Genomic DNA, 17,906 nt, shown 5'->3' with positions numbered 1-17,906 from the left:
CTCAAATGGAGCAACGGTCATTACGCGATCCATTGGCGTACTTTTGCCGCGCCTCGTGTCTATCGCGATAAGCGTGGGCAGATGTTAGCGGGCGCGAAGGTTGCTGGCAAATTTCCCGCCTAGTGAGTTAACTAAATAGCAGAAATTAATGAGTGCTGGTAGGGCATTTTTTTTATAATATAAAAGCATTATTATGGTGTTTTTTATTCTATATGGTGCTGTAGAGTGCCGGTTGAGCCAAGCAGTGCAACATAAAGCAAAGCAGCGCAAAGCAATACACCCAGTCAGACGTGACGTGGCACCAGTGTATGGATGCACTTAAACATTCGGCCTGCATAGAGATACGGTCTACATAGATCTGTCTAGAGAATAAATAAGGTGAGGACATGAAGCTACAACAGCTACGCTATATCTGGGAAGTCAATCGGCATAACCTGAATGTCTCGGCCACAGCGCAAAGTCTATTTACCTCACAGCCGGGGATCTCCAAGCAAATTCGTCTGTTAGAAGACGAGCTTGGTGTCGAGATTTTTGCTCGCAGCGGCAAACATCTGACACGGGTCACGCCTGCCGGGCAGTCGATTATTGATCTGGCGGGGCAGGTTCTGCGCCTCACCGAAAATATTAAACAGGTGGCTCAGGAACATAGCGATGAGCGTCGTGGCAGCTTGGCCATAGCCACGACCCATACCCAGGCTCGCTACGCCTTACCGCCTATTATCAGCGAATTCACCCTTAAATACCCCGATGTGGCGCTGCATATGCAGCAGGGTACGCCCAAGCAGATAGCCCAGATGGTCAGTGAGGGGCAAGCCGATTTTGCTATTGCTACCGAGTCGCTAGAGCTGTTTACCGATTTAGTGCTACTGCCGTGCTACCGCTGGAATCGCTGCGTACTGGTACCCAAGGGGCACCCGCTAGCCACGTATCAGGGCCCGTTGACCCTAGAGGCGCTCGGCGAACATCCATTGGTCACCTATGTGTTTGGGTTTACCGGTCGTTCGCAGTTAGACGACGCCTTTAAAGCGAAAGGGTTAACGCCCAATGTGGTGCTGACAGCGGCTGATGCGGATGTGATTAAAACTTACGTACGGCTGGGGATGGGAGTCGGCATTGTGGCGCATATGGCCGTGGATGAGGCGCTTGATGATGATCTCGTTGCCCTAGATGCCAGTCACCTGTTTGCTAGCTCGACAACCAAAATTGGTATTCGTCGTGGCACTTTTATGCGCGGCTATATGTACGACTTTTTAGAGCGCTTTGCGCCTCACCTGACCCGCGAGCGGGTAGAAGAAGCGCTAATGGCAGGCCCGCGCCATGAACAGTCGCTGTTCGATGACTTAGACCTGCCCGAGTATTAATTTGCTGTGTGAATCAGTGTTGTAAATGCAGCCCGCATTCGCGTTTCTCTTCCACCTTGGTAGGGTCGAAGTAGTCAAAGTTGTTAGGCAAGTTATGCGTCTGAAGGTATTGGTACATGTCTTTGGCGCTCCACTGTAACAGCGGGGCAACTTTCAATAGACCATCGCTGTTGCGGCTGACCGGCTGCATTTTGGCACGCTCGGGCGTGTCTTCAGCGCGCAGCGCGGTGAACCATACGTCGGGCTGCATTTCACGCAACGCGCGCTCGAAGGGTTCGATTTTTACTTCCTGAGTAAAGGCCGCGTGGCGCGGGTCGTCGATGCCAGGCATAGATCCCTCCAGTGCCTCGCGGTGGGCGCGGGTTCGCTGGGGTATAAAGCTCACCAGATTAAGATTGAGCTGTTTGATGACTGCATCAGCAAACTGATAGGTCGCCTCGGTGTTGTAGCCACTGTCCATCCACACAATGGGAATATCCGGGCGCACCTGGGTCACCATATGCAGGATCACTGCCTCAAAGGGGCGAAAGTTGGTGGTGCAAATAGGCCGTGCACCCTGTGCCAACGCCCACTCAACTAGCCCTTGAGGATTATTGGCGAAATCCCTGTTAATCGCTTCAAGCTCTGAGGACATGCTGCCTCCTAATCGAGAATTAAATATCGAGAGTTAAATCATGCCGACTAGGCTACCAAACAGGAGGCAGCGAGCCCCAATACCGTTTAGTTTGGCTTTTATATTCCTTTTTGATATAGAGTTCGCGCTGCTTATTCCAAAGCGCCAATTAGGTGGCGAATTTTATCCAGCGTCTCGGTGTACTCTTCCTCCGCTTGGGAGTCTGCCACCAACCCCCCTCCGCCCCATACATGCACTCTTCCCGCCTCGGCCACCATCGTGCGAATAGCGATAGAGGTATCCATGCTGCCGCGTACATCCACATAGCCCAGGCTGCCGCAATACACGCTGCGTTGGCAGGGTTCCAGTTCATCTATGATCTGCATCGCACGAATTTTAGGCGCGCCGGTAATCGAGCCGCCGGGGAAGGCTGCTTTAAGCAGTGCCAGCGGGGTATAAGCATTGGCCAGGGTTCCCTGTACGACACTGACCAGATGGTGCACGTTAGGGTAACTCTCAAGGTGACACAGCTGCGGTACGCGGATGGTACCGGGTTGGCAGACGCGACCTAAATCATTGCGCAGCAGGTCGACGATCATGACATTTTCAGCGCGATCTTTAGTGCTGCTCAAAAGCTGCTCCGCCAGCGCCTGATCCTCTTCAAATGTTGCACCACGCGGGCGGGTGCCTTTAATCGGCCGGGTTTCTACCTCGCCGTTGCGGCACTGAATAAACCGTTCTGGTGAAAGTGACATGACCGCTTTGTCGCCCCAGGCCATATAGCCTGAATAGGGCGTAGGGGTGGCTTTACGCAGTTGCAGGTATGCCTGCCACTCATCCCCCTGGTAGTCGGCATAAAAGCGCTGCGCCAGGTTAATTTGATAGCAGTCACCCGCCCGAATATAGCGCTGAACGGCGTTAAAGCGTGCCTCGTATTGGGCGTGGCTAAGTTCTGCCTTAAAGGTATCCGTTAATGTGAATGCATGAGTGGGCGCTGGGGGCTGGGTAAGCCAACCCTCTACCTGCTCACGGCGTTGCGGTGTGGCGATTAACCACGCCTGCTGGGCCATGTGATCCAGGGTAATACACCAGTCGTAAAGTCCTAAACGGGCTTGTGGCAGTGTGACCGGGCTTGCTTGACGGCTCGGGATGGATAAGGTTTTTCGGCCTAAGTCGTACCCCCAGTAGCCTATTAGCCCGCCCAGAAACGGAAGTTCACTGGCTTCATCCGGAATATCCAGTTGATCCAGCAGCCACTGCTGAAGGGCCAAGGCATCGTTGGCCAAGTGAGCCGGAGGGCTAAGCCGATCCGATGCGATACTCGCCTCACCATTATGAGCAACCTCAAGCGTAGCGAGCGGGTCACTGCTGATTATATCAAAGCGGCCGGTAGCGACCGGGCGGCCACTGTCGAGCAGTATTGCACCGGGCCTGGTTCGCAGGCGAGCGAATAAACCCAGTGGGTCGGGTGAATAGGGCAGGGCTGATATCGTCAACGCCTTGATCATTAAGCAAACGCCTAGCCAGTAAAGGGCGAGTCATTTTAGAGGGGCGTAGACAATGACACCAGCGCAGCGCTTCGACGCCTTTCTCACGCAGAGGATTATTCGCAGCGTTGAGTAACAAAATGGCTTGATTGTTGACAAGATGGTTTTTGTTGCGCCTGCTAATACAACGAAAGGCGTATAAAATCGGTGAATAAGGCTGGTTGACGGTTTAATTGACACGCGCTAGAGTTGGTTTACTTTTCAATTGTCGACAATCAATTATGGCTTCTCTCGCTACTCCTTCATTAAGCACCACTGCAAGTTCGTCCGAAGAAAGTTCGTCCGAATCCACGACGCCTGAAGTGCGTACCCTCGCCGAGCGGGTGTTTCATCAGTTGCAGGATGCCATCGTACGGGGTGAGCTTGCTCCGGGCAGTAAGATCACCGAGCCAGGGTTATCAAAAACCTACGGCATTTCCCGTGGGCCGCTGCGGGAGGCGATGCGGCGCCTGGAGGCACATCGACTCATCGAGCGCGTTCCCCATGTGGGCGCCCGGGTAGTTAAGCTCTCGATGAAAGAACTTCTAGAGCTGTTTGATCTGCGCGAAGCCCTTGAAAGCATGGCGGCGCGTCTGGCGGCTGAGCATATGACACCGGCAGAGGTTCAGGGCTTGCGGGATGTGCTGGCGCTGCACGAGGGCCAGGCCGATCTCAAGCGTGGCGAAGCCTACTACCAGCGCGAAGGTGACCTCGATTTTCACTACTGTATCGTTCAGGGCAGCCATAACAAGATGCTAATGAACCTGCTCTGCGATGATCTCTACTACCTTGTGCGCCTTTATCGCACCCAGTTTAGCGCCAGTGGCACCCGGCCCCAGCGCGCTTTTGTGGAGCACCATCGCATTGTGGATGCCATTGAAGCGGGCGATGCAGAATTGGCCGAGCTGCTGATGCGCCGCCATGTTAGCGCTTCCCGCGCCAATGTGGCAGATCGTTATGCCGCAGCCCTGGAGCAGTCAGCAGCTAAACCGCAAGGCTAAAACATCACTAAATAAAGCTATGACATAACTAAAAATTAGCAATAGGAGAAACGCACCATGTCCCAGATGACGCCAGGTGCCCGCTTTCGGGCCGCCCTCGACGCTAACCGCCCGCTGCCGATCTTAGGCACCATCAATGCTTACACCGCGCTGATGGCCGACAAAGTGGGCCATCAAGCGATTTATCTCTCCGGTGGCGGTGTGGCCAACGCCTCCTTCGGCTTGCCGGATCTGGGCATGACGACCATGAATGACGTGGTAGAGGATGCTCACCGTATCTGCGGCGCTACCGAGTTACCTTTGCTGGTGGATATCGATACCGGCTGGGGTGGCGCCTTTAATATCGCCCGTACCGTCAAAGAGATGCAGCGCGCTGGTGTGGCGGCGATTCATATGGAAGACCAGGTGGCGCAAAAGCGTTGTGGTCACCGCCCGAATAAAGCGATTGTTTCCCAGCAGGAGATGGTCGACCGTATCAAAGCCGCCGCCGATGCCAAGATCGACCCCGCCTTCTATCTCATTGCCCGCACCGATGCGTTCCAAAAAGAGGGCCTTGACGCCGCCATTGAACGCGCCAATGCCTGTGTGGAAGCGGGGGCGGATGCCATCTTCGCTGAAGCGGTGCACACCCTGGATGATTACAAGGCTTTTTGCCAACGGGTCAATGCGCCGATTCTAGCCAATATCACCGAATTTGGCGCAACGCCCCTATTCACCCAGCAGGAGCTTGGTGACGTTGGCTGCCGCATGGTGCTCTACCCGCTCTCTGCGTTTCGCGCCATGAACGCCGCGGCGTTGCAGGTCTATCAAAGCATCCTCGACAACGGTCACCAAAAAGAGGTCGTGCCGCTGATGCAAACCCGCGACGAGCTCTACGACTTTCTGAACTACCACGATTTTGAGCAAAAGCTGGATGCCCTGTTTGCCGAGAAAGGTGATGACCAATAGGTCAACTGGTGAGAGGGCAGGTTTCCGCGAGGGCGCTGTGAACCCATCCCTGGGCGCTACTTTCGCCATCCCTGGGCGAAAGACCCTCGCTCCAACCTGCCCTCTCACCAAACCAGCTTTGCCGAAAGTTTAATAAACGACATTATTCAGAAAACGATAGTTAAAATAAAAGCAGTAACAGGAGACACACCATGGCTGATAAACCTGTGACAGGTGCAGGACTGCGTGGCCAGAGCGCTGGTTCCACCGCGCTATGTACGGTAGGTAAAACCGGTTCAGGCTTGACCTACCGTGGCTTCGATATCAAAGAACTGGCTGAAAAAGCCAAGTTTGAAGAAGTGGCTTACTTGCTGTTAAAAGGCAAGCTGCCCAATCAAGCCGAGCTGGATCACTACATCGCCAAGCTGAAAAGCCTGCGTGGGCTGCCCGATGCGCTGAAGACGGTGCTTGAGCAGATTCCTAAAGACGCCCATCCCATGGATGTGATGCGCACTGGCACCTCGATGCTGGGTAATCTGGAAACCGAGGAGAACTTCGACCAGCAGCAGGACGTTGCCGACCGCCTGCTGGCGGTACTGCCCTCGATCATCTGCTACTGGTACCGCTTCTCCCACGATGGCGTACGCATCGATACCGAGACCGATGACGACTCGGTAGGCGGCCATTTCCTTAATATGCTGCGCGGCGAGCCTGCCTCAGAGCTGCATGCGCGGGTAATGAACGTATCGCTGATTCTCTACGCCGAGCATGAGTTTAACGCCTCTACCTTTACCGCCAGGGTCTGCGCCTCAACGCTTTCCGATATGCACTCTTGCGTCACCGGCGCCATTGGTTCACTGCGCGGCCCGCTGCACGGTGGTGCTAACGAGGCAGCCATGGCGATGATCGAAAACTGGCAGTCGCCGGAAGAAGCAGAAAGCAAGATCATGGGGATGCTGGAACGCAAGGATAAGATCATGGGCTTCGGCCATGCGATCTATCGCGAGTCCGACCCGCGCAACGCGATTATCAAGCACTGGTCCAAGAAGCTCTCTGTTGACGTAGGCGACAAAGTGCTCTACCCGGTTTCCGAGCGGGTTGAGGAAGTCATGTGGCGCGAGAAGAAGCTGTTCTGTAACGCCGACTTCTTCCATGCCAGCGCGTATCACTTTATGGATATTCCCACCAAGCTATTCACGCCGATTTTTGTGATGTCGCGGCTGACTGGCTGGGCAGCCCATGTGTTTGAGCAGCGCGCCAACAACCGCATTATTCGCCCCAGCGCCGATTACACTGGCCCTGAGAAGAGCGAGTGGGTGCCGATAGAAGCGCGAGACTGACCCGCGTGCTGCCCGGTGGCTTGATCACCGGGCTTTTTCAGCCCCTTCTTGTGAGTCTGTCTGCTATGAATACCCAATACCGTAAACCGCTGCCTGGCACTGAGCTTGAGTTTTTTGATGCTCGCGCGGCAGTGGAAGATATCCAGCCCGGTGCCTACGCACAGTTGCCTTATACCTCTCGTGTGCTGGCGGAACAATTGGTGCGCCGCTGCGATCCTGAGCTGCTCACCGATGCCTTAAAACAACTGATTGAGCGCAGAAGCGATCTGGATTTCCCTTGGTACCCGGCGCGAGTGGTTTGCCACGACATCCTGGGCCAAACCGCGCTGGTAGATCTTGCCGGACTGCGCGACGCGATTGCAGAAAAGGGCGGCGATCCCGCAAAAGTTAACCCTGTAGTGCCGACCCAGCTGATTGTCGATCACTCACTGGCGGTGGAGCACGCAGGCTCAGAAGAGGGCGCCTTTGAAAAAAACCGCGCGATTGAAGATCGCCGCAACGATGACCGCTTCCACTTTATCAACTGGACGAAGACGGCCTTTGAGAACGTCGATGTGATTCCCCCCGGTAACGGCATCATGCACCAGATTAATCTGGAAAAGATGTCGCCGGTTGTGCAGAACCGCGATGGCATCGCCTACCCGGATACCTGTGTGGGAACCGATAGCCATACGCCCATGGTGGATGCTCTAGGCGTTATCTCCGTAGGCGTGGGTGGGCTTGAAGCCGAAAGCGTGATGCTGGGGCGTGCTTCCATGATGCGCCTGCCGGATATCGTCGGCGTAGAGCTAACTGGCAAACTGCAGCCAGGTATTACCGGCACTGATATGGTGCTGGCGATCACTGAATTCCTGCGTAAAGAGCGGGTAGTCGGTGCTTATCTGGAATTTTACGGTGAAGGCGCCAATGCGTTGACCGTTGGCGACCGCGCCACGATCTCCAATATGACCCCTGAGTACGGCGCCACGGCGGCGATGTTCTACATCGACGGCCAAACCATTGATTACTTGAAACTTACCGGCCGCGAGGACGATCAGGTAGCACTAGTAGAGACCTATGCCAAGCAGACGGGCCTGTGGGCGGATAGCCTCACCGAGGTTGAGTACGAGCGGGTGCTGACCTTTGACCTCTCATCGGTAACTCGCACCTTGGCAGGGCCTTCCAACCCCCATGCCCACCTGCCCACCTCGGAACTTGCCCAGCGCGGCATTGCCGTGGGGCTTGAAGCAGCACAGGCGGAGGAAAAAGCCGGCAAAATGCCCGATGGTGCGGTGATCATCGCTGCCATCACCAGCTGTACCAATACCTCAAACCCACGCAATATGGTTGCCGCTGGGCTAATCGCCCGTAATGCCAACCGGCTGGGCCTGGTGCGCAAGCCCTGGGTGAAGTCGTCGCTGGCGCCGGGCTCGAAAACCGTCAAAATGTATCTGGAAGAAGCGGGTTTGATGAGCGAGCTGGAAAATCTCGGCTTCGGGGTGGTGGCCTACGCCTGTACCACTTGCAACGGCATGTCCGGGGCGCTGGATCCAAAAATCCAGCAGGAGATCATTGAGCGTGATCTCTACGCCACGGCGGTGCTCTCCGGTAATCGCAATTTTGATGGTCGTATCCATCCCCATGCCCAGCAGGCCTTTTTAGCGTCACCGCCGCTGGTGGTCGCCTACGCCATTGCGGGCACCATTCGCTTTGATATTGAGAAAGATGCCCTGGGTGTTGATCAGGCGGGCAACCCCGTTACCTTGAAAGACATCTGGCCAGCGGATGAGGAGATCGATGCGATTGTTAAAGCGTCGGTGAAGCCGGAGCAGTTCCGGCAGACTTATATTCCCATGTTTGACCTGGATAAGAGTGCCCGCGCCCAGGTGAGTCCGTTGTACGACTGGCGGCCTCAGAGTACCTATATCCGCCGTCCGCCCTACTGGGAGGGCAATATGGCCAAAGAGCGTACCCTGAAGGGTATGCGACCACTGGCGATACTGCCGGACAATATCACCACCGATCACCTCTCGCCTTCTAACGCGATTCAGTTGAACAGCGCGGCGGGGGAGTACCTGGCCAAAATGGGTGTGCCGGAGGAGGACTTCAACTCCTACGCCACCCACCGTGGCGACCACCTCACCGCCCAGCGGGCGACCTTTGCCAACCCCAAGCTGTTTAACGAGATGGTGCGCGAAGCTGACGGCAAGGTGCAACAGGGCTCACTGGCGCGGGTCGAGCCAGAGGGCGAAGTGACCCGCATGTGGGAGGCGATCGAAACCTATATGGCACGTAAGCAGCCGTTGATCATTATTGCCGGTGCCGATTACGGCCAGGGCTCTTCCCGGGACTGGGCGGCCAAAGGTGTTGCGCTGGCAGGCGTAGAGGCAATTGCCGCGGAAGGTTTCGAACGTATTCACCGCACCAACCTGATCGGTATGGGGGTGATGCCGCTGGAGTTTGAGCCCGGCACTACACGCATAACTCTGGACTTGGATGGCACCGAAACCTTCGATGTGGAAGGCGCTGTTGCACCAGGGGCGATGCTCACCCTGGTGATCCATCGCCAGAACGGTGACAGTGAGCGCGTAGCGGTAAAATGCCGTTTGGATACCGCCGAGGAAGTGTCGATTTACACCGCGGGTGGCGTGCTGCAGCGCTTTGCCCAGGACTTTCTTGAGTCCACTGCTGCGTAAACGGAGATGAGTTCATGCCTCAGATTAAAATTCCCGCCACCTATATGCGTGGCGGTACCAGTAAGGGTGTGTTTTTTAACCTTAGCGACCTACCCGAAGCCGCCCAGCAGCCAGGCGTTGCGCGGGATCAGCTGCTGCTGCGGGTGATAGGCAGCCCCGACCCTTACGAAAAACAGATAGATGGCATGGGGGCAGCGACTTCCAGCACCAGCAAAACGGTGATTCTGTCGAAAAGCGCATCACCGGAACACGATGTGGATTACCTCTTTGGTCAGGTCTCCATCGATAAGCCTTTTGTGGATTGGAGCGGTAACTGCGGCAACCTCTCTGCGGCGGTCGGCCCTTTCGCGATTAGCAATGGCCTTGTTGACTCTGCACGTGTTCCTGAAAACGGGGTGGTCGAGGTACGCATTTGGCAGGCGAATATACACAAAACCATCGTCTCAAGAGTGCCAATCGTCAATGGCGAAGTGCAGGAAACCGGCGATTTTGAGCTGGATGGCGTGACCTTTCCCGCTGCAGAAATTCCGGTGGCCTTTATGGATCCGGCCGATGGTGAGGGGGCAATTTTCCCTACCGGTAATCTCGTTGATCAGCTTGACGTGCCAGGCGTGGGGATATTGAAAGCCACCCTGATTAATGCCGGTATTCCCACCGTGTTTATTAACGCTGACGAAATTGGTTACACCGGCGCCGAACTGCAGGACGCCATCAATGGCGACAGCAAAGCCTTGGCGATGTTTGAAACCATCCGTGCCCATGGTGCTGTACGCATGGGGCTGATCAGTGATGTGAGTGAAGCTGGCAACCGCCAGCACACCCCCAAAATCGCCTTTGTTGGGCCTCCGGCGGATTACGTGTCATCGAGCGGTAAAAACGTACTGTCGGCAGATATCGATCTACTGGTGCGAGCGCTTTCCATGGGCAAACTGCACCACGCCATGATGGGCACCGCCGCCGTTGCCATTGCTGCTGCCGCCGCTATCGAAGGCACAATAGTGAACCTAGCCGCCGGTGGCGGTAAACGAAACGAGGTTACTTTTGGCCATCCTTCTGGCAGCCTTCGTGTGGGTGCGGAAGCAAACCTGATAGATGGACGTTGGCATATTGAGCAGGCAGTCATGAGCCGCAGTGCGAGGGTGTTGATGGAGGGGGTAGTTCGCATACCCGGCGACAGCTTTTAATAAACCCTTACTGGGCCATACTGAATGGATCGGTATACAACAGGAGAGTGCTATGTCCGCCACATCCGAAACCAATCAGCGGCCTGATTACGACCCCGAACTACAGACTATTGCCGACTACGTACTCAATTATCAGGTGGAATCTCAAGAGGCATTGGAAACCGCCCGCTACTGTTTAATGGATACCCTTGGCTGCGGGCTGTTGGCGCTGCGTTTCCCTGAGTGTACGAAGCACCTTGGGCCGTTGGTGGAAGGCACGGTAGTACCGTTTGGGGCACGAGTGCCGGGCACTGCGCTACGCCTTGACCCGGTTAAGGCGGCGTGGGATATCGGCTGTATCATCCGCTGGTTGGATTATAATGACACCTGGCTCGCCGCCGAGTGGGGCCACCCCTCCGATAATCTTGGTGGGATACTCGCCGTGGCTGACCATCTCTCTCAGCAACGGGTCGCTCAAGGCGAAGCACCCCTGGTGATGCGCGATGTGCTCAACGCCATGGTCATGGCCCATGAGATTCAGGGCGTGCTGGCGCTGGAGAATAGCTTCAATCGTGTCGGCCTTGATCACGTAGTGTTGGTAAAAGTTGCCTCTACCGCGGTGGCCGCCAAACTGCTGGGCGCCAACCGCGAGCAGTTGCTCTCGGCGCTCTCCCACGCTTGGGTGGATGGTCAGAGTCTGCGCACCTATCGCCATGCGCCCAACGCCGGTTCGCGGAAAAGCTGGGCCGCAGGGGATGCCACCTCACGGGGCGTGCGCTTGGCTGATATCGCTCTGCGCGGTGAAATGGGCATTCCCAGTGCGCTATCGGCGCCCCAGTGGGGGTTTTACGATGTGCTGTTTAGCCATGCAAACAAAGATCTAAGCTTGAAGCCAGAGGCTGACCGTCGCCTACGCTTTCAGCGCGAATTCGGTAGCTATGTGATGGAGAACATTCTGTTTAAAATCTCCTTCCCCGCCGAGTTCCATGCCCAGACTGCCTGTGAAGCCGCCGTGACGCTGCATCCGCAGGTGAAAGATCGGCTGGACGAAATAGATAAGGTGGTACTTACCACCCATGATTCGGCCATCCGGATTATTTCCAAAACCGGCGCGCTCGCCAATCCGGCGGATCGTGACCACTGTTTGCAGTATATGGCCGCGGTGCCGCTTATCTTTGGTGCGCTGACGGCGGATCACTATGAAGATAGCTTTCATGCGGCGCATCCGTTGATAGATGAGCTGCGGAGCAAGATGGTGGTGGAGGAAAACGCCCAGTACTCGGCGGATTACCACGATCCTGAGAAGCGCTCTATCGCCAATGCCGTGCAAGTATTTTTTAGCGATGGAAGTAAGACCGATCAAGTGGCAGTAGAGTATCCGGTCGGTCATCGCCGTCGCAGGGAAGAGGGGATGCCGCTATTGGTTGAAAAATTTGAACGCAATTTAGCAACTCGCTTTCCAGCAAGTCGTTGCCAAACAATTGCCGAAATATGCAGCCAGCACTCAACCCTTGAAGCGTTGCCGGTGCAAAAATTTATGGATATGTGGATGATTTAAAACGCGCTATCCACAATGCCCGGTGTGAGCACCGGGCATTGTGGCGGTTAAAGAAAGATATGCTCGCTAACGAGGCTATTCAAATGTCACTTGATCGCGCATGCGATCAACGGTGGCAGGCCCAATACCACTGACACGCTCTAGGTCTGCAGCGGTTTCAAAAGGGCCGTTGGTTTCGCGCTCTTCAATAATGGCGTCGGCCCGGCTGGGGCCAATACCTGGTAGTTCGGCCAGCAATTCAGCGTCGGCAGTATTGACATTAATTGGGGCCACCTCCTGGGCCAGCACGCCACTCGAAAGACCTAGGCTAATGCTGAGCAGTAGTGCGGCCAAGACTCCTTTAAGTTTCATGTTCATCTTCAATGATCCTTTTAATAACATTGGATGACTTGGGTTGCGCAGGCGGCGCTGGGCAAGATAAACGCCGATGCATTACTAACGTAGCTTTATTCCAAAGGGGTTTCTGTAAGAGATCTATGACGGTGTTTGTAAGTTTTTAGCTATCCATTTATAGCCAAAATCTTACATGCGGCTCGCTATTGCCTACATGCAGTGAGGGGAGGCGAGGAGTAGGGCGAGACTGATATAATGGCTAAAAACGTCTTTGGAGCAACGTTGTGGCCACCGATTCCCCGATCATTATTGCCCTTGATTACCCTTCGCTTGACGCTGCGCTCTGCATGGCAGATCAGCTCGACCCTGCCCGCTGTCGAGTCAAAGTCGGTAAAGAGCTGTTTACCCGCAGCGGCCCTGCGGTGTTAGAAGCGCTGCACGGTAGAGGGTTTGAGGTGTTTCTGGATCTAAAATTTCACGATATTCCCAATACCGTTGCCAGCGCCGTGCAGGCGGCGGCGGAGCAGGGTGTGTGGATGGTCAACGTACATGCCAGCGGCGGGCGACGGATGATGGAGGCGGCTGTGCAGCGCCTGGAACAGCACGCTTTAACCACCCATTTAATCGCCGTTACTGTATTGACCAGTATGCAGGCGGATGATTTGGCAGAGCTAGGTATAAAGGCCCCATTGGCCGAACACGTGGAGCGCCTGGCGGTACTGGCGAAGCAGAGTGGTTTGCAAGGAGTGGTTTGCTCAGCCCAGGAGTCTGCGCGGATTAAAACGCTATGCGGTGCGTCTTTCCTGAAAGTTACCCCTGGCATTCGGCCAAGCTTTGCAGCCGCCAATGATCAGCAGCGTACGATGAGCCCAAGCGAAGCCATTCGGGCAGGAAGTAGCCATCTGGTCATTGGTCGTCCCGTCACTCAGGCTGATGACCCTATGCGGGCACTGGCGGCGATTGAGGCGGAGCTAGGAGCGCACTGAATATCTCAAAGCCTTGCGAGGGCTTCCTCAGCTTCGCGAGCGAGCCCTATTCACCCTCTACGCCAATCACCGGTTTAATGGTGCCCCAGAAGCGGCAACTGGGGCACTGCCACTGTAAGGCGTCGCTGGCAAAGCCACAGCGCTGGCAGCGATGACGGGTACGGTTAAGTAACAGCGCATCGGTATGATGTTTCAGCAGCAGCAGACGGGTATCCAGGGAAGGTTTTCCGCTAAGCCGCTGGCTTTCAATATACAGGTCGATCAAGTAATCCAGCCCGCCTAAGCTCGGCACGGCGCGCAGGCGTTCGCCGATCAACTCGATCGCTTTGTCGACACCGTCACGCTGATGAACGAGCTGTCCCAACGCAATAATGATGCTGGTATAAGGTGCTTGCTCAAGCAGCCGGTAAAGGTGAGCCTCAAAACCTGCTTCATCGTTATTGCGCAAATAGGCGTGCCTGAGGGCTGGCAGCATCGTGGGGATATGCACTATGTCTTGACGTGGGACATTCTCCAATCGACCTATTGCACGCGCATAGTGTCCATTGTCCATCTCTAATTCGGCCAACATTAAGGTGGCGCGAACGCAATTTTCATCCAGTTGCAGCGCTTGTTTGAGGTGCTTTTTAGCCAGTGGACGACTGGCTTCGCTAATTTCCTCCAGTGCCAGTTCACATAACCAGTGGGCCGCGGGGCGGCGCATTTTCGGATACTGTTTCAGCAGTGGTTGGATAACGTCGAGGGCTTGCTGCCACGCTTTTTCGCGTTCCAGTAAATCGATAAGCAGCTGTTTGGCAGCGTAGCGGTGCTCTTGGTCGCCACTCTGTTCCAGCAACGTATTGAGCAGCCGCTGGGCGCGATCATGCACACCTAATGCCATAAAGTCCCGGGCAAGCTCAAGCTGGATCTGCTCGTTGGTGTGCTGTGAAAGGGCGGGGCGCGCTAACAGGTTTTGGTGGATGCTAACCGCTTTATCGGCCTCGCCGCGGGCGCGAAACAGTTTGCCGAGGGCAATATGGGTGTGCACCGTGTCACTATTGACCGTCAGCACATTAATAAAGGTGTTGATCGCTTCGTCGGGCTGCTCGTTAAGCAGGTAGTTAAGCCCGACGAAGTAGTCCCGGGAGAGCGCCTGCGAGGAGGCCGTGGGCGGTTCGGAGCGATGTCGACGGCGTCCGGCTTGGCGACAACCTAATCCGTAACCGATGGCAATGGCGACCAACAGTACGCTTAGCAGCGCAACATCCAGCATTTATGCCAGTTCCTTAAACTCCTGGGTGCGCAAGCTGTCGAGCTCTTTACGCTGCTGCTTATTCTGTCGCTGGCTGCGGGCCAGGGTTGCCTTTAATCGAACGTAGACGCCAAGCATGGCGAGCATGCCCAGTACGACGCCAAACACCAAGGTCGCTAGCAGCCATACCGAGAGCGATACTGCCGGTAGCTCTAGCCAAATAAGGTTTAAGGCAATGGTTTGCTGATTATTAACGGCAAACAGGATGCCTACCAGCACTACTATCAGCAAAATAACGGCTAAAATCAGCCCTTTGATCCAACGCATTTGAGTTCCCTAGTCTGTGACATTCACGGTAGCGCTATTGTGTACGACTCTAGCGCCGACGTCATCCCACGTTTAGTAGCCGAGCGCCCGACTAGCGTCTACCTGCTCGCGCAGCTCCTTGCCAGGCTTAAAGTGCGGCACATACTTGCCTTCCAGATCAACTGCTTCGCCTGTTTTTGGATTGCGCCCTACCCGCGGCTCCCGGTAGTGCAGTGAAAAACTGCCGAAACCACGGATCTCAACGCGACCACCGCTAGAAAGAGAATCCGTCATGTCGTCCAGGATAATACGCACCGCCGTTTCAACATCTTTGGCGGATAACTCCGGCTGACGCATCGCAATTTGTTCGATTAATTCAGATTTAGTCATCGGTTGGCTCCCTGCGAACATTGAAGGCCGTGACGCGCTCTCGACCTCGCTAACATCAAATTCAGCATACTGCGCAATTCAGTATAAAACAATTCAGATAAAACAAGGTTCTAGACTCATTAACAGCATAGGCGAAGGTGGGCGCTGGCGCGACCCCGCAGCTTAGGTATACTGGCTGCTCATTTCTTAGATCGGAGCGGCTGACGTTGAACGACGATAATTCCCCAGCAGCCATTTTGCGCAAACGGCTTTACTGGCACTCCCGACGCGGCATGTGGGAGCTTGATCTGCTGCTTATTCCGTTTCTTGAACAGCGTTTTGACCAGCTTAGCGAAGCGGATCAACTGGCCTACCAGCAACTTATTGAGGGTGAGGATCAGGATCTGTTTGTGTGGCTGATGCATCGCGAGTGGCCTGAGGAGCCCAGCCAACGGCGTATTGTACAAATGATCGTTGAACATGCTGAAACCACCGATAATTCTGCCTATCGTACCCTCTAAGTATTGGCTACTGTCTCAATCTGGTTTATGGGCAGGGATAGTGGTGACGAGCTATTGGGTAGGGGGCGGATCATTGGCAATGGCGATGTTCGTGCTGGGCGCCGCCCTTGGATGGCATGGCTATCTGCGCCAGTCTAAAGGCACGCTCTCGCTGATATCGGCAATCCCTGAAGTTCAAGGCCGCTGGCTGCGCGAGGCGCCGTCAGCGGAGGGAGCCCTGGCGCAGCAAAGTGAAGAGTGGGGTGATGAGAATCAAGTCCACTGTGACTATTTAGGGCCCTGGTTAATAGGGCTTTATGTAGGTAAGCAGCGGGTTTGGCTCTGGCCTGATAGTGCGCCTCAACAGAGCCTGCGCGAGGTAAGGCGTTTGTTTCATCGTCCTGGTCGTTAGCGCTTTAGGTTTGCCGCGTCTGGTAAATCGTTTATGGAAAGTGAAGAGGCGATGGCTGCGGACTTTTGGTTGGGCCAGTCTGTGGCGTAGTGCAGTCCGCGTGACTCATGTCGCTGCTGAGCGGCGATCACTGTCAGAATGGCTAGCGCTAAGGTTTGGCGTAGTCGTATTCCTTCCGGCGCCGTTTGGGCTTCCTCAATCGTTTCCAAGCGGTTTAGCAGCGCCTTCAGTTGCGCCAGAGCAGTGCTCAGCCCGGCTGCGTTGCGCACAATCGAGACATGCTGGCTCATGGTGGTGCGCATTTGTTGGCGAATAGCGTTGAGTACTGCGTTGGGTAAGGCGGTAGCCTGGGGCGGGGGATGAAATTCGCAATTGCTGAATAGGTGGTCGTGCTGCTTCTCATCGGCTAACAGCGTCTGCGCACAGCTGCGGGCAAATACCAAACACTCTAACAGTGAGTTGCTTGCCATCCGATTGGCCCCGTGCAGCCCCGTGCAGGCTGTTTCTCCGATGGCATAGAGATTGGCAACGTCGGTGGCGCCTTGCAGGTCGGTGGCGACACCGCCGCAGCTATAGTGGGCAGCGGGCACGACAGGAATAGCGTGCCGGGTGATATCAATGCCCCGAGATGCACAGTGGGCCAGAATAGTGGGGAAGTGGTGGTGGATCGCCTTTTCACCTAAATGACGAATATCCAGCCATACATGCCCTAGGGTGCCGCGCTGTATCTCAGCGTCAATGGCGCGGGCAACGATGTCGCGGGGTGCCAGCTCGGCGCGCTTATCTTGCGCGAGCATAAAGCGTTGCCACGCTTCATTGAGCAAATGTCCGCCCTCTCCGCGAACCGCTTCACTGATCAAAAACGCCGGGCCTTCAGGGTCAAAGAGGCAGGTGGGATGAAACTGCTGAAACTCGAGATTCATTAATCGCGCCCCCAGCTCTGCGGCCATCATCATGCCTTCGCCGCTGCTCGGGGTGGGCGTCGTCGTGTGACGGTAAAGGCCGCTTGCGCCGCCAGTGGCCAATACGGTGTGGCACGCAGTGAGCGAGTGCCACTGGTGGTTAGCATCGCTGCCATAGGCGCCGCAGCAGGCACCTTGAGTATCCTGTAGCAGGCCAACGACGGTTAAATCATTGCGTTGGGCGATATTGGGATGCTGCGCCACTTTGTCTACAAGCGTATCCACCACGGCGCGACCGGTGGCATCATCCGCATGGATAATTCGCCGAGCGTTATGGCCGCCTTCGCGAGTTAGATGGTACGGATAGCGCGCGGCAGGGTCGGTCTCGGGGGTAAAGGGAACGCCTTTATCAATCAGCCACTGAATAGCAGCGGGCCCATGGGTAACGGTAAAGCGAACCGCCTCAATATCACATAAACCATCGCCTGCCACCAGTGTGTCGTTGATATGCGCTTCCAGGTCGTCATCCGGTGAGAGCACGGCGGCAATGCCGCCTTGAGCCCAGCGACTGGCTCCTTGGTCGTCTTGAGCGGGGCGCACCAATGTCACTGACTTGTGATCAGCCACTTCCAAGGCAAGGGTTAACCCAGCGACACCGCCGCCAATGATAAGTACATCGGATGCTGGCGTGCTCATAGTGTCC

17 protein-coding genes are annotated in these 17,906 nt (G+C 55.6%); 10 read left to right on the top strand and 7 right to left on the bottom strand.

The features are described 5' to 3' along the window. Positions 1–386: 386 nt before the first annotated feature. The gene (gene cysB, locus ACFIOZ_RS13870; protein WP_386078738.1) at positions 387–1,361 is read left to right on the top strand and encodes an HTH-type transcriptional regulator CysB; all 975 of its coding nucleotides are present in this window, start codon (positions 387–389) and stop codon (positions 1,359–1,361) included. A gap of 13 nt (positions 1,362–1,374) precedes the next feature. On the opposite strand, the gene ACFIOZ_RS13865 is transcribed toward cysB, so the two are convergent. Then, on the bottom strand, positions 1,375–1,995 hold the full coding sequence (locus ACFIOZ_RS13865) for a phosphoadenosine phosphosulfate reductase family protein (RefSeq protein ID WP_386078735.1): 621 nt from the start codon (positions 1,993–1,995) through the stop codon (positions 1,375–1,377). A 131-nt stretch (positions 1,996–2,126) separates the two neighbouring features. Beyond that, positions 2,127–3,482 (bottom strand): aminodeoxychorismate synthase component I, encoded by a 1,356-nt coding sequence (gene pabB, locus ACFIOZ_RS13860; protein WP_386078732.1) that lies wholly within the window; start codon positions 3,480–3,482, stop codon positions 2,127–2,129. Between the two features lie 260 nt (positions 3,483–3,742). Here pabB and ACFIOZ_RS13855 point away from each other — a divergent pair, with 260 nt between their 5' ends. The 6 genes from ACFIOZ_RS13855 to prpD all read left to right on the top strand — a co-directional run bounded on the left by ACFIOZ_RS13855 (position 3,743) and on the right by prpD (position 12,164). Next, positions 3,743–4,501 (top strand): GntR family transcriptional regulator, encoded by a 759-nt coding sequence (locus ACFIOZ_RS13855; RefSeq protein ID WP_226250786.1) that lies wholly within the window; start codon positions 3,743–3,745, stop codon positions 4,499–4,501. A 57-nt stretch (positions 4,502–4,558) separates the two neighbouring features. Then, entirely contained in the window at positions 4,559–5,449 is an 891-nt protein-coding gene (prpB, locus tag ACFIOZ_RS13850; RefSeq protein ID WP_386078728.1) for a methylisocitrate lyase, read from the top strand. A gap of 191 nt (positions 5,450–5,640) precedes the next feature. After that, complete coding sequence (gene prpC / locus ACFIOZ_RS13845) at positions 5,641–6,768, top strand: bifunctional 2-methylcitrate synthase/citrate synthase (RefSeq protein ID WP_386078725.1); 1,128 nt, start codon at positions 5,641–5,643, stop codon at positions 6,766–6,768. 65 nt (positions 6,769–6,833) lie between these two features. Then, positions 6,834–9,443, top strand: coding sequence for a Fe/S-dependent 2-methylisocitrate dehydratase AcnD (gene acnD / locus ACFIOZ_RS13840; RefSeq protein ID WP_386078722.1), 2,610 nt, complete (start codon positions 6,834–6,836; stop codon positions 9,441–9,443). A 14-nt stretch (positions 9,444–9,457) separates the two neighbouring features. Further along, positions 9,458–10,627 (top strand): 2-methylaconitate cis-trans isomerase PrpF, encoded by a 1,170-nt coding sequence (prpF, locus tag ACFIOZ_RS13835; RefSeq protein ID WP_386078718.1) that lies wholly within the window; start codon positions 9,458–9,460, stop codon positions 10,625–10,627. Between the two features lie 52 nt (positions 10,628–10,679). After that, positions 10,680–12,164 (top strand): 2-methylcitrate dehydratase, encoded by a 1,485-nt coding sequence (prpD, locus tag ACFIOZ_RS13830; RefSeq protein ID WP_386078715.1) that lies wholly within the window; start codon positions 10,680–10,682, stop codon positions 12,162–12,164. 75 nt (positions 12,165–12,239) lie between these two features. On the opposite strand, the gene ACFIOZ_RS13825 is transcribed toward prpD, so the two are convergent. Beyond that, a complete protein-coding gene (locus tag ACFIOZ_RS13825; protein WP_386078712.1) occupies positions 12,240–12,521 on the bottom strand; it encodes a ComEA family DNA-binding protein in 282 nt (93 codons plus the stop codon). 260 nt (positions 12,522–12,781) lie between these two features. On the opposite strand from ACFIOZ_RS13825, the gene pyrF reads away from it, so the two are divergent. Then, the gene (gene pyrF / locus ACFIOZ_RS13820; RefSeq protein WP_386078709.1) at positions 12,782–13,483 is read left to right on the top strand and encodes an orotidine-5'-phosphate decarboxylase; all 702 of its coding nucleotides are present in this window, start codon (positions 12,782–12,784) and stop codon (positions 13,481–13,483) included. A gap of 46 nt (positions 13,484–13,529) precedes the next feature. On the opposite strand, the gene lapB is transcribed toward pyrF, so the two are convergent. The 3 genes from lapB to ACFIOZ_RS13805 all read right to left on the bottom strand — a co-directional run bounded on the left by lapB (position 13,530) and on the right by ACFIOZ_RS13805 (position 15,410). After that, on the bottom strand, positions 13,530–14,735 hold the full coding sequence (gene lapB, locus ACFIOZ_RS13815) for a lipopolysaccharide assembly protein LapB (RefSeq protein ID WP_386078706.1): 1,206 nt from the start codon (positions 14,733–14,735) through the stop codon (positions 13,530–13,532). After that, positions 14,736–15,041 carry a LapA family protein gene (locus ACFIOZ_RS13810; RefSeq protein WP_211596080.1) on the bottom strand — a complete coding sequence of 102 codons (306 nt, stop codon included), beginning with the start codon at positions 15,039–15,041 and terminating at the stop codon, positions 14,736–14,738. It abuts the gene before it with no gap. Positions 15,042–15,113: 72 nt separating this feature from the next. Beyond that, positions 15,114–15,410 (bottom strand): integration host factor subunit beta, encoded by a 297-nt coding sequence (locus ACFIOZ_RS13805; protein WP_211596081.1) that lies wholly within the window; start codon positions 15,408–15,410, stop codon positions 15,114–15,116. Between the two features lie 206 nt (positions 15,411–15,616). Between ACFIOZ_RS13805 and ACFIOZ_RS13800 the strand changes: the two genes are divergently transcribed. Both ACFIOZ_RS13800 and ACFIOZ_RS13795 read left to right on the top strand, forming a co-directional pair. Beyond that, the gene (locus ACFIOZ_RS13800; RefSeq protein ID WP_386078702.1) at positions 15,617–15,910 is read left to right on the top strand and encodes a succinate dehydrogenase assembly factor 2; all 294 of its coding nucleotides are present in this window, start codon (positions 15,617–15,619) and stop codon (positions 15,908–15,910) included. Continuing rightward, positions 15,870–16,301 carry a hypothetical protein gene (locus ACFIOZ_RS13795; RefSeq protein WP_386078699.1) on the top strand — a complete coding sequence of 144 codons (432 nt, stop codon included), beginning with the start codon at positions 15,870–15,872 and terminating at the stop codon, positions 16,299–16,301. Before ACFIOZ_RS13800 ends, ACFIOZ_RS13795 begins: the two co-directional genes overlap by 41 nt. Here ACFIOZ_RS13795 and nadB read toward each other — a convergent pair. Beyond that, complete coding sequence (nadB, locus tag ACFIOZ_RS13790) at positions 16,298–17,899, bottom strand: L-aspartate oxidase (protein ID WP_386078696.1); 1,602 nt, start codon at positions 17,897–17,899, stop codon at positions 16,298–16,300. The two genes, ACFIOZ_RS13795 and nadB, sit on opposite strands and share 4 nt — an antisense overlap. Positions 17,900–17,906 lie beyond the last annotated feature (7 nt).

Source organism: Vreelandella sp. F11 (assembly GCF_042466685.1).
Taxonomy (GTDB): domain Bacteria; phylum Pseudomonadota; class Gammaproteobacteria; order Pseudomonadales; family Halomonadaceae; genus Vreelandella.
The sequence above is the reverse complement of the archived record's forward strand: the minus strand, read 5'-3'. Positions and strand labels throughout refer to the sequence as shown.